This window comes from Ferrimonas sediminum (assembly GCF_900100175.1).
Classification (GTDB): Bacteria; Pseudomonadota; Gammaproteobacteria; order Enterobacterales; family Shewanellaceae; genus Ferrimonas; species Ferrimonas sediminum.
Map to the genome: position 1 here is coordinate 41,149 of NZ_FNEM01000011.1, position 12,272 is coordinate 53,420.

Consider the following 12,272-nt stretch of genomic DNA (forward strand, 5'->3'; position numbering starts at 1 on the left):
TATTCGTCTTACTGGTCCTGCTTCGGTTCCTGTTTCACCAGGTCGATGGCCAGCTCCTCCAGCACATCCGGATTGGCCGGGCTGGGCGCATCGGTGAGCGGGCACGCCGCCGTGGTGGTCTTAGGGAAGGCCATCACGTCACGGATGGAGGTGGCACCGGTCATCAGCATCACCAGACGATCCAGGCCAAAGGCCAGACCCGCATGCGGTGGCGCCCCGTAGCGCAGTGCTTCCAGCAGGAAGCCGAACTTCAGCTGGGCTTCTTCGTCATCAATACCCAGAATGCGGAACGCGGTGGCCTGCATCTCCTGGTCGTGAATACGCACCGAACCACCGCCCAGTTCACAGCCGTTCAGCACCATGTCGTAAGCATCGGAGATGGCCGCTTCAGGGTTGGCTTCCAGCTCTTCTGGTGTCATGTCGCGCGGCGCGGTAAACGGATGATGCAGCGCATGGAAACGGCCGTCGATCTTCTCAAACATCGGGAAGTCCACCACCCACAGCGGCTTCCACTCATCCACGGTCAGGCCGAAATCTTCACCGGCTTTCAGGCGCAGCGCGCCCATGGCGTCGGTCACTACCGAGTAGCTGTCGGCACCGAACAGCAGGATGTCGCCGGCTTCGGCGCCATTGCGCTCGACGATGGCGTTGATGATGTCGTCGGTCAGGAACTTGGCCACCGGAGACTGAACTCCGTCGATGCCGTTGCCGGCTTCATTAACCTTCACCCAGGCCAGGCCCTTGGCGCCATAGATGCCGACGAACTTGGTGTAGTCGTCGATCTGCTTACGGGACAGCTTGGCTCCACCGGGGATGCGCAGAGTCGCGACACGTCCCTGAGGATCGTTTGCCGGGCCGTTGAACACCTTGAACTCGACGTCCTTCAACAGGTCTGCCACGTCCACCAGCTCCAGCGGGTTACGCAGATCCGGCTTGTCGGAACCGAAGCGGCGCATGGCATCGGCGTAGCTCATGTGCGGGAACTCAGGCAGATCCACGTCCAGCATCTTCTTGAACAGCGTGCGAATCATCGATTCGGTGCTGGCCATCACCTGCTCGGCGCTCATGAAAGAGGTTTCGATATCGATCTGGGTGAACTCAGGCTGACGGTCGGCCCGCAGGTCTTCGTCCCGGAAACACTTGACGATCTGGTAGTACTTGTCCATGCCGGACATCATCAGCAGCTGCTTGAAGATCTGTGGTGACTGCGGCAATGCAAAGAACTCGCCCTTATGGGTACGGCTTGGCACCAGATAGTCACGGGCGCCTTCCGGGGTTGCCTTGGTCAGAATCGGCGTTTCCACATCCAGGAAGCCGGCATCGTCCATAAAGCGGCGCACTTCGGAGGTCACCTTGGCACGGAAGATCATCCGTTCGGTCATCTCCGGGCGACGCAGATCCAGATAACGGTACTTCAGACGCAGGTCTTCGTTGACGTCGGTATTGAAATCGATGGGCAGCGGCGCCGCCTTGTTCAGGATGGTCAGCTCTTTACCCAGCACCTCGATGGCACCGGTGGTCATGTTGGCGTTCACCTGGCTCTCGGGACGAGCGCGCACCAGGCCTTTGACCTGAACACAAAACTCACCGCGCAGGCTGGAGGCGGTTTCAAACACCTCAGGCAGGTCAGGATCGTAAACCACCTGAACTATGCCCTCACGGTCACGCAGGTCGAGGAAAATCACACCACCGAGATCACGGCGGCGGTTTACCCAACCGACCAGGGTAACTTCTTGGCCCACCAGGGCTTCAGTAACGAGTCCACTATAATGGCTGCGCATCGACGGATCCTATCTAAGTTGTTGGCAGTACGGAAGCCTTGCGCGTTCGCCAGGCCCATACCGGAAAAATTCGGCAAAACCGCGATTATAAAGAAAAGTCACCACTTTAAGAAGTCGTGGTTCCCTTTGTTTGGGCTTAGTTGCTCAGTTCACAAGCAGATGAACAGATTTGCAGCAGTTTGCAGTGGAAATACAGCGTCTATTATCAGTTTACTTGCTGGCGTCAGGCGTCGGCACTACAATCGGCGCGTCACCTGAAGAGAACCGTTCCAGAATGCCAAAGCACGATAAGATTTTTGCGACCCCGCAGCAAGATATCCCTGACTTCCGTTTCAATGAGCAGGTCGTTTCCGTTTTCCCCGATATGATCTCCCGCTCGATTCCCGGCTACGGGGCCATCATCGATGGCATCGGCGCCATCTGTGCCCGGGTGGCGCAGGATCGCACCCGGCTCTATGACCTGGGCTGCTCGCTGGGGGCGGCAACCTTGTCTATGCGCCGCCATGTGGGCGACAACCAGTGCCGCATCATCGCCGTCGACAACTCCGAGGCGATGGTCAGCCGGGCTCAAGAACACCTTAACGCCTTCGTCAGTGGCACCGATGTGGAGCTGGTGTGTGCCGACATCCGCGACGTGGCCATCGAAAACGCCTCGCTGGTGGTACTGAACTTCACCCTGCAGTTTTTACCACCGCAAGATCGCGCCGATCTGATGAAGAAGATCTATCAGGGCCTGGTGCCCGGCGGCGTGGTCATTGTCTCTGAGAAACTGCGCTTCGAAGGCGAGCGCCTGCATCAGTTGCTGGATGAGATGCACCTGGACTTCAAGCGGGCCAACGGCTACAGCGAGCTGGAGATCAGCCAGAAGCGTACCGCGCTGGAAAATGTGATGAAGCCAGACAGCAAGCAACAACATTACCAACGTTTCAAGGACGCCGGTTTCAGCGAGTACAGCAGCTGGTACCAGAACCTGAACTTTACCTCGCTGATGGCCATCAAATGATCGAGTTTAAACAGTTCTTCCAACGCATTGCCGACTCAAAACTCAGCCACTGGCTGGAAACCTGCCCCACCCAGTTGAGCCAATGGCGTAAACTGCACGCCCACGGCGACTTTCCAAAATGGGAAAAGGTGGTGGCCAAGATGCCGACCATGGCGCTGGATCAACAAGACATCAAGACCCAGGTAAAATTTGGCAGCGGTGCCCAACTGGATGAGGGCCGCACCCAGAAATTGCACAACCTGCTCAAGTTTTTTCACCCCTGGCGTAAAGGCCCCTACCATCTGCACGGCATCCACATCGACACCGAGTGGCGCAGTGACTGGAAGTGGGATCGGCTGCTGCCCCACATCAGTCCGCTTAAAGGCCGGACCGTACTCGACGTCGGCTGCGGCAGCGGCTATCACATGTGGCGCATGCTCGGCGAAGAGGCCGAACTGGTAATCGGCATCGACCCGTCGGATCTGTTTCTGGCGCAGTTTTCTGCCGTTAAGGCCATCGCCGGCAACCCGGACAGCATTCACCTGCTTCCCCTGGGCATTCAGCAACTGCCGGAACTGCGGGCATTCGATACCGTGTTTTCCATGGGGGTGCTGTACCACCGCACCTCTCCTATCGACCACCTGCTGCAGTTGCGAAACCAATTGAACAAAGGCGGGGAACTGATTCTGGAAACACTGGTCGTAGAGGGGGACGAAAACACCATACTGGTGCCACCAGGGCGTTACGGCAAGATGAATAACTGCTGGTTCCTGCCCTCCTCAAAGGCTTTAAAACTGTGGCTTGAAAAATGCGACTTTAACGACGTCCGTATCGTCGATGAGGCCGACACCACTTTGGGCGAACAGCGGCAAACTGACTGGATGACTCATCAATCGTTACAAGATTATCTGGATCCGACCGATCCCAGTAAAACTGTCGAGGGACATCCGGCCCCCAGACGTGCCATACTGATCGCCACAAAATAGAACAAAATCATGAATATCGACCTTACCAAAGGATAAGGAATCAGAGATGAAGATGAATCACCTGCTCGTAACCTTCGCGACGTTGTCCCTGCTGGGCGGCTGTGCGAACCTCAATGGCGAAAAAGAGGCCGCCAAGCAAGCACATCTGGATCAGCTGGTTAACCAGCAAACCGACCAGCTGCAGACTCTGATTGTCGATACCTGTACTCCAAAGGCGGATCCCAACCAGCCCTATATGGAACAACTGGTGACCGATATGGCCGGAGTCAATGCCCAGCTGACCGCGCTGGTGGAGAAACAGGCCGTTCCTGTGGTGACCTGCCCGGAAGTCAGCACTGAGTCTCCTATTGGCGACAAGCTGATACTGGGTGAAGTCGAACGCACCTACGTGCAAGAGGTCGGCATGGAGTTTGAAACCCGGGTCGACACCGGTGCCGAATCCTCCTCCATCGATGCCCGCAACATCACCCTGTTTGAGCGCGACGGCAAACAGTGGGTGCGTTTTGATGTCCCTAACCGCGAAGCGCCGGACACCGAAGCCAAGACCATTGAAGCCAAGGTCGAGCGCATCGCCCAGATCAAAAAGGGCGCCGCCGACGGCAAACAGGAGCGCCCGGTTATTCGAGCGCGACTGAAGATCGGAGACTACGTTGCCGACACCGAGCTGAACCTGAACGATCGCAGCCACCTGGACTACCCGCTGCTGCTGGGACGCAAGTTCATTAAGGACATCGCCGTGGTGGACGTTAGCCGCAGCCATGTCCAGAGTAAAAAACCGGCCAAAAAGCCTGCTAAACCCACTGAATAACGGACCTGTTCCCAATGGCCTCTAAGAAACCTTTCTATTTTCTGGTTGCGCTGCTGCTGTCCCTGGGCATCGGCTCCTCGATCTATCGCCATGTCGTTGACGGCATTCCTCTGGTGCCCGGCGCTCAGACCACCAACTGGACCGTAGAGGCGCGGGTTGCCTTCCAGGCCAACGGCCAACCCATCGAGGTGTCGCTGGCCCTGCCGGAGGACCCCGGCTTTGAGATCCTGTCCGAAAGCGCCGCCTCGCCCGGTTATGGGCTCACGGTCGCCCGCCAGCAGCAAGCCCGCCGTGCCGTGTGGACCAAACGGGAAGCCATGGGCCAACAGGAGCTGTACTTCACCGCCAACCTGGTGGCCAGTGGCCGCTCCGACCTAACGGAGTCGGTACCGCCACAGGAACCGTTGGCAGAAACCTGGGCCGAAGGCGTGGACACCGCCGCCCAGGCGCTGATCGACCTGGCCTGGAGCCGCAGCGCCAGCAATCTGTCGTACGCCCAGCAGATCGCCAAGATGCTGTCCGAAACCGAACAGGCCCAGAATGTGGCTCTGCTGCTGAGCCACTACAAACCGGAAGAGCTGATGGTGCAGCTGTTGCACTCCGCCAAGATTCCGGCCCGGGTGGGTCACGGCCTGCGACTGGAAGATGGTCGCCGCCGCCAATCGCTGGTGCCCATTGTCGAGGTGTATGACAACGGCCTCTGGCACCTGTTTGATCCCCTGACCGGCACCAGTGGCCGCGAAGAAAACATGCTGCTATGGCAACGCTCCAGCGCCTCGGTCCTGGATATCACCGGCGCCGCCAACTCTACCGTGACCTTCTCCATTATTCGGGACACCCGCCCGGCGATGGCCACGGCCCTGGATATGATGACTGCCAAAGGGCTGGCGTCGTTCTCACTGTACTCCCTGCCTCTGGAAGAGCAGAGCCTGATTCGAGGCCTGATGCTGGTTCCCATCGGCGTGTTGGTGGTGGTGTTCCTGCGGGTGCTGGTCGGGCTGAAAACCTCGGGCACCTTTATGCCGGTACTGATCGCCCTGGCCTTTATCCAGACTACCCTGCTTACCGGCTTGGTAGGCTTCTTGCTGATCGTTGCCGTCGGTCTGTACATTCGTGGCTACCTGTCCAACCTCAACCTGTTGCTGATATCGAGGATCAGCGCGGTGGTGATCGTGGTGCTGGGCATCATCGCCGGCTTTACAGTACTGGCCTACAACCTGGGGTTAACCGAAGGGCTGACCATTACCTTCTTCCCGATGATCATCCTGGCCTGGACCATCGAACGGATGTCGATCCTGTGGGAAGAGGAAGGCCCGAAAGAGGTGGCGATCCAGGGCGGCGGCAGCCTGCTGGTGGCCACCATTACCTATCTGTGTATGGTTGCACCTCTGGTGCAGCACTGGGTGTTTAACTTCCTGGGCATCCATCTGGTGATTCTGGCCGGCGTGCTGATGATGGGCCAATACACCGGCTACCGCCTTCTTGAGCTGCGCCGCTTTAAGCCTCTGGCGGGAGACGATTGATGCTGTTCTGTCACCCATCCAAGCTTAAAACCAAGGGCATCATGGGGATGAACCAGCGCAACATCTCCTACATTGGCCGCTACAATCCACGCTCGCTGTATAAGCTGGTGGACGATAAGCTGCGCACCAAGCAGATCGCCCTGAAGGGCGGCATCGACGTGCCGCATCTAATCTCGGTGATTGGTGAACAGCACGAGATCAGGGATCTCACCAACCGCATTCGCGGCTTTGCCGGCTTCTGCATCAAACCGGCCCAGGGTTCCGGCGGCAAGGGGATTCTGGTGATCACCAAGGTGTCCGAAGGGCGCTTTTTCAAACCCTCCGGCGGTGAAATCACCCTGGCCGAGATGGAACGCCATGTCTCCAATATCCTGGCGGGCCTGTTCAGCCTGGGAGGCAAAAATGACGTGGCGGTGATCGAGGCCCTGATTCAGTTTGATCCGGTGTTTGAGGGCTACTCCTTTGAAGGGGTGCCGGACATTCGGCTGATTGTTTTCAAGGGCTACCCGGTGATGGGGATGCTGCGTCTCTCTACCGCCGCCTCCGACGGCAAAGCCAATCTGCACCAAGGTGCGGTGGGCGTCGGCATCGACATCGCCACCGGCCGCGCCCTGCGGGCGGTGCAGTTTGACCAGCCGGTGACCCATCATCCGGACACCAACAAACTGCTGTCAGACATGGCAGTTCCACACTGGGATCGTTTGCTGACTCTGGCGGCAGGATGCTATGAGATGTCCGGGCTGGGCTACTTGGGCACCGACATGGTGCTGGACACCGAGCGGGGCCCGCTGCTGCTGGAACTCAATGCCCGCCCGGGACTGGCGATTCAGATCGCCAACGGTGAAGGGCTGTTGCCACGACTTCAGCAGGTGGAGTCACTGCCCGCCCATCCCGTGGACGTGGCCACTCGAATCGCCCGTTCCAAGGAGTGGTTTGGCCGTGAAAGCCAACTGGGTCAAACCGCCTAGGGCGCTGCTCCTGTCCGGATTGCTGGTAAGCCCGTGTGGGCTTGCCAGCGACACTCTGGATCTGTGTCAGAAACTGATTCGCCCCCCCGAGTCCCATACCGTCATTCGGCAGCAACGTTATCTGGCCCAGTTAGTGCAACTGACGGATCAACTGCGCGCCGTCCCGGCCCGGGCACAAGAACTGGCCCAGTGCCACCATCTGGCCAGCAAAGCCCTGGCAACCCTGGAACATCAGCCCAGCCAGCCGGTAACGCAACTGACCGCAGAGGCGGCCTACCTAAATCTGACCACCACCAGCAAACGCCAGTTGCGCCTGGATCGGGTTGGCTGTCAGACTGCGGAAAGTGTGGATCAGGAGGAACTGCTGCCACTGCGACGCCAGGATGTCGGCCGCTACCTGTATCAAAGCCCGAGCGAACGCTGCAGCCAGTACGTCTGGCTCGGCTGGGAAAACCGCGGCGGCGACGACACCCTGCTGCTACTGGATCGCATTCTCAAGGCTGCCAGCCTCCATGCCAAGGCGCAGGGGTATACCAGCAGCATCCGGCATACCTTGGCGGGCAACTACCTCAGCGATCCCCGACAAATCGCCGACTGGCTGCAGTCTTTGCCAGTTTCGAATCGGGAGTTGCCCTGGCAACCCCATGCCGCTCCCCGCTACCTGAATCTCGATCCCCGTCAGCTGAGCCGGGCAGCCTTTACCGCCCTGACCCACACGCTGGGGCTGACTCTTGCCGCACTCGATGACGACAGCTGGCAGGTATGGGACCAACGCCGATATCTGGGTGTGGTAACGCTGACGCCGGGCAAGCGCACCGGGCTCAGGGTCATTCAACGCCACATCGTCGGCCACCATTTCGGTGTTGCCGAAGTGGTCTACCGCAGCAAATCCAAGTGGCGCGATAGCCATGTGGAACAGCTACTGGCGCGTCAGTCCCAGGCGCTGTATGCCCTGGCTGGCCAACCACTGACCTCCCACCAGGGTGAACAGTGGGAAGCGGATCTGCACGGACTGACTGCCGCCCTTGGCGAGGCCCTGGGTCACAGCGTCCCGTTTCGAGATCAGCTGGGTCCCCTACCCCCGACAACGCCCCGCGGCTACCGGGCCGGTGAACTGTTTGACGCCGAGATGGCGTTGGCGGTCTGGCAACAGGACAGCCTGGATGAAGATCAGTTGCTGGCCACCCAGTCCAGGCTATTCCAGCACTACTTTGGCCAACCTGCCCCCCCCAACTGGCGCTGGTGGAACGCCCGCCCGCAACTGATCCGCCAGGGTCCGCTGTTGTACCGCAAACAGCTGAGCCGCCAATTGGCGGCTCAGCTCATCACTCGATGGCAGCAGGGGCAACTCAGTGGCTCACAGCTGTGGCGCCGACTCTATGTCAACACCAACCACCAGGCCATGGCGCCCACACTGGACGCCATGGGCATCGAGTTACACCAGCGCCAATAGCTTTTCCTGCGCCTGATCAACCACGCCGGCATCCATGGCCACCCCACCGGCAGACACCAGAGACACGTCGGTAATACCGACAAAGCCCAGTACGGTTTTCAGGTAGGTGTCGTTGTGGTTCAGATGGGCCATCGGTGTACCGTCGGCGTAGTCGCCGCCGCTTGATGCGACGATCACGGCTTTACGACCGGCCAGCTCCCCTTTCGGGCCTTGCTCTGTATAGTTAAAGGTACGGCCGACGCGGCAGATCTGATCGACCCAGGACTTCATGCCCACCGTCACAGAAAAGTTGTGCATCGGCGAGCCCAGTACCACCTCATCGGCGGCAAACAGTTCATTCACCAGTTCGTCTGACAAAGCCACCGCTTGCTGCTGTGCCTCGCTGCGCTGATCTTCCGGAGTATAGAAAGCACCGATGGTGTCCTGGCTCAACTGGGATATGGCATTGCCGCTGACGTCACGGCGGATGATGCGGCTGCCTGGGTTGGATGCCAGCCAGGCATCGGCGTACGCGGCCGTCAGTTTACGGGTGTTGGAGGTGGCGGAGTTAGGGCTGGCATCTACAATCAACAGGGTTTTCATGGTCTGGTATCCTTGTTCGGTATCTCTATGGGATTGCTGACTATATTAATTGCAGGAAACAGAAATAAAATTGCATAATATCGGTCAAACCTATCTAAGGATTAGAACTATGTACCGGCCTCATTCGACCCTGGAGCAGTGGCGCATCCTCCAAGCTGTGGTGGATTATGGTGGTTATGCCCATGCCGCCGCCGCCCTGAACAAAAGCCAGAGCTCCCTCAACCACGCGGTGGCCAAGTTGCAGCAGCAACTGGGCGTGCAGCTGCTTCGCGTCAAGGGGCGTAAGGCTGAGTTGACCGAAGAGGGCAAGGTACTGCTGCGCCGCTCCAGACAACTGACTCAACAGATTGAGCAACTGGAACAGTTGGCCAGCAACATGGAACAGGGCTGGGAGCACGAGCTGATCATCTCCCGCGAAAGCATCTACCCGTCCCAGTACCTGTTTGATGCCCTATCCCGCTTCTATCCGGAAAGCCGGGGTACCCGCGTCACCGTCATCGACAACATCATCAGCGGCAGCAGCGATGCCATCATCAACCGCAGCGCCGACCTGGTGATCACCGGTCATGTGCCCCCCGGTCATCTGGGCACGCCGTTGGCGATGATCCAAATGCTCCTCTGCTGTCACCCCAACCATCCGTTGACCCGTGAACAGACCGTGGACTCCGGGCGACTGGAGCGAGAGTTGCAGATTGTAATTCGGGACACCGGCACCGCCGCCCGCGACAGCGATAAAGATGTCGGTTGGTTGAAAGCCAAGGAGCGCTGGACCGTCAGCCACTTTTTCGATGCCATCGACATTCTGAAACAGGGTGTGGGGTTCTGCTGGATACCGGATCACATGGCGTCAGAAGCGCTGGCCAGTGGCGACCTGGTGTCGTTGTACTCCAGCGTCGAAAAACACCTGATCCCCCTGACTCTGGTGATTCCAAACCAGGATAACCTGGGACCGGCCGGCAAGCGCTTTGCCGAGATCCTGAAACAGTGCAGCCCGCTGACCAGCACCCAGCCCATCGCTGGCACCACCACCTCGGCTCGGGGGCCGGATTTTGACGCCTGAGCACCAGGTTTACAGGGCCGGCGAAACCAAATCGCCGCCACTGCATTGCTGATCGCCGAGGCCGTCAATCAACCATTGATGTAACTGACGCACCGCCGGGCTCAGGCAACGGCGGTCATGCCGGCGCCCACCGCCTGTAGGAGACGGGAAACACGAAAGGCAAAAAATTGTCGTTGAGGGGGGCTAGGGAGTAACGAAAAGAAAAAAAAGGGCACCGGAGTGCCCCTGCCGCTGAGAAAACCTGCCTCTAGTGACCGGTAAGGGCCCGGTCCCAGTCCTTCCATACCGGCGTCAGCCCTGCCGCCTCGATGGCGCTGGCCACCCGTTTCGGTGACCGGGCATCATCAATGGAGAACTGGGCCAGATCCTCGCTGGTGTCGGCATAGCCCCCCGGCCGGGTGCTGGATCCCGCGCTCATGGTGGTCGGTCCCAGGGTCATCACATGGTCCCTGAAGCTGGCCGACTCCCGGGTCGACAGCGACAACTCCAACTCCGGTCCAAACAGCCGCAAGGCACAGATCAGCTGCAACAGTTCGCGCTCCCCAAGCGGGCTGACGGGCTCCACCCCGCCGGTGCAGGGCCGTAACCTGGGGAAAGAAACCGAATAGCGACTGCGCCAGTAGCGGCGCTGCAGGTAATCCAGGTGCAGGGCCACCATGGCCGCTTCCACCCGCCAATTGGCCAAACCGAACAGCGCGCCGATGCCGATTTTATCCACGCCGGCTTCACCGAGTCGATCCGGCGTCTCCAGTCGATAACGAAAGTCCTGCTTGTTACCGCGCAGATGGTGCCGGGCATAGGTAGAACGGTGATAGCTTTCCTGATACACCATCACCGCATCCAGTCCCAGTTGCCTGAGCTCACGGTAGTGTTGGGCTTGCAGCGGCTGCACCTCCATCATCACCGTCGAAAACCGGGCCTTGATTTTCGGCAACACCCGCCGGAAGTAATCCATCCCCACCTTGGTCTGATGTTCACCGGTTACCAGCAGGATGGCATCGAAGCCCATTGCTTTGATGGCATCCATCTCCCTGCCCAGCTCGTCATCGGTGAGGGTGTGACGTTTAATGCGGTTGCTCATGGCAAAGCCGCAGTAATCGCACTCGTTGGCGCACAGGTTGGACAGGTACAGCGGCACATACAGACCCATGGTGTTGCCAAAGCGCTGGCGGGTCAGCGCCTTGGAGCGCGTGGCCATCGACTCGAGATAGGGCGCGGCCGCCGGCGAGACCAGCGCCATAAACCCCCGCCAATCCAGTCTGGGACTCGCCAGGGCCTGCCTGACCTCGGCCTCGGTGGTGGCATTGATGGTCAGGGCCAGATGCTCCCACTGCTGCTGTTGCCACAGATCATAAAAGCTCATGGGCTACCCCAGAAATCCGGTCAGCGGGCTGGAGGCGTTGGCCTCGGCAGAAACTTGACCCAACCCCGCCTCATAGGCCTGGCGCCCGACCTGCACCGCGCCTTTGAACGCGCGGGCCATGACCACCGGATCCCGGGCAACGGCGATGGCGGTATTCACCAACACCGCGTCGGCCCCCAACTCCATCGCTTCGGCGGCATGGGAAGGAGCGCCAATCCCGGCGTCCACCACCACAGGGACGCCAGCCTGTTCAATAACGATCCGTAAGAACTCGCGGGTGGTCAGTCCCTGATTGCTGCCGATGGGCGCCCCAAGCGGCATCACTGCGGCACAACCCACCTCCTCCAGCCGTTTACACAGCACAGGATCGGCATGGCAGTAAGGCAACACCACAAAACCTTCCCGGCACAGTTGCTCCGCCGCCTTGAGGGTTTCAATGGGATCCGGCAGCAGATAGCGGGGATCCGGATGGATCTCCAATTTCAGCCAGTGGGTGCCCAGGGCCTCACGGGCCAGGTGCGCCGCGTACACCGCTTCCTCTGCGGTCTTGGCCCCCGAGGTGTTGGGTAACAAGTCGACCCCTAACTCCCGAATCGGGCCATACAAGTCGCCACGGCCACCACTGAGGTCGACCCGCTTCAGTGCCAGGGTAACCAGTTGCGATTCACTGGCCGCCAGGGCGTCGACCATCAGCGCGTCTGAGGAAAATTTTCCGGTGCCACTGAACAACCGGGATTCAAAGGTTTTATCGGCAATGGTTAGCACA

Annotated in this window: 11 protein-coding genes; 7 read left to right on the forward strand and 4 right to left on the reverse strand. The window is 59.5% G+C overall.

Going from position 1 to position 12,272, the window contains the following annotated elements; genetic code table 11:
• Positions 1-8: 8 nt before the first annotated feature.
• Entirely contained in the window at positions 9-1,781 is a 1,773-nt protein-coding gene (gene aspS / locus BLT77_RS12935; protein WP_090365910.1) for an aspartate--tRNA ligase, read from the reverse strand.
• Between the two features lie 274 nt (positions 1,782-2,055).
• On the opposite strand from aspS, the gene cmoA reads away from it, so the two are divergent.
• From cmoA to BLT77_RS12965, 6 genes are read left to right on the forward strand one after another with little or no spacing between them, the layout of a single operon-like run.
• Positions 2,056-2,784 (forward strand): carboxy-S-adenosyl-L-methionine synthase CmoA, encoded by a 729-nt coding sequence (cmoA, locus tag BLT77_RS12940; RefSeq protein WP_090365913.1) that lies wholly within the window; start codon positions 2,056-2,058, stop codon positions 2,782-2,784.
• Entirely contained in the window at positions 2,781-3,749 is a 969-nt protein-coding gene (cmoB, locus tag BLT77_RS12945) for a tRNA 5-methoxyuridine(34)/uridine 5-oxyacetic acid(34) synthase CmoB (RefSeq protein WP_090365916.1), read from the forward strand. The genes cmoA and cmoB overlap by 4 nt, the downstream gene beginning before the upstream one ends.
• A 46-nt stretch (positions 3,750-3,795) precedes the next feature.
• Positions 3,796-4,557 (forward strand): ATP-dependent zinc protease family protein, encoded by a 762-nt coding sequence (locus BLT77_RS12950; RefSeq protein WP_245709943.1) that lies wholly within the window; start codon positions 3,796-3,798, stop codon positions 4,555-4,557.
• A gap of 14 nt (positions 4,558-4,571) precedes the next feature.
• Positions 4,572-6,080: an inactive transglutaminase family protein gene (locus tag BLT77_RS12955; protein ID WP_090365918.1), complete on the forward strand. Its 1,509-nt coding sequence runs from the start codon at positions 4,572-4,574 to the stop codon at positions 6,078-6,080.
• Positions 6,080-7,048, forward strand: coding sequence for an alpha-L-glutamate ligase-like protein (locus BLT77_RS12960; RefSeq protein WP_090365919.1), 969 nt, complete (start codon positions 6,080-6,082; stop codon positions 7,046-7,048). Before BLT77_RS12955 ends, BLT77_RS12960 begins: the two co-directional genes overlap by 1 nt.
• A complete protein-coding gene (locus BLT77_RS12965; RefSeq protein ID WP_090365920.1) occupies positions 7,020-8,501 on the forward strand; it encodes a hypothetical protein in 1,482 nt (493 codons plus the stop codon). The genes BLT77_RS12960 and BLT77_RS12965 overlap by 29 nt, the downstream gene beginning before the upstream one ends.
• Here BLT77_RS12965 and BLT77_RS12970 read toward each other — a convergent pair.
• Positions 8,484-9,083, reverse strand: coding sequence for an FMN-dependent NADH-azoreductase (locus tag BLT77_RS12970; protein ID WP_090365922.1), 600 nt, complete (start codon positions 9,081-9,083; stop codon positions 8,484-8,486). The genes BLT77_RS12965 and BLT77_RS12970 overlap by 18 nt on opposite strands.
• Positions 9,084-9,192: 109 nt before the next feature.
• On the opposite strand from BLT77_RS12970, the gene BLT77_RS12975 reads away from it, so the two are divergent.
• Positions 9,193-10,143 (forward strand): LysR substrate-binding domain-containing protein, encoded by a 951-nt coding sequence (locus BLT77_RS12975; RefSeq protein WP_090365923.1) that lies wholly within the window; start codon positions 9,193-9,195, stop codon positions 10,141-10,143.
• Between the two features lie 247 nt (positions 10,144-10,390).
• Here BLT77_RS12975 and thiH read toward each other — a convergent pair whose 3' ends face one another.
• Complete coding sequence (gene thiH / locus BLT77_RS12980; protein ID WP_090365925.1) at positions 10,391-11,506, reverse strand: 2-iminoacetate synthase ThiH; 1,116 nt, start codon at positions 11,504-11,506, stop codon at positions 10,391-10,393.
• A 3-nt stretch (positions 11,507-11,509) separates the two neighbouring features.
• Positions 11,510-12,271: a thiazole synthase gene (locus BLT77_RS12985; RefSeq protein WP_090365928.1), complete on the reverse strand. Its 762-nt coding sequence runs from the start codon at positions 12,269-12,271 to the stop codon at positions 11,510-11,512.
• Position 12,272 lies beyond the last annotated feature (1 nt).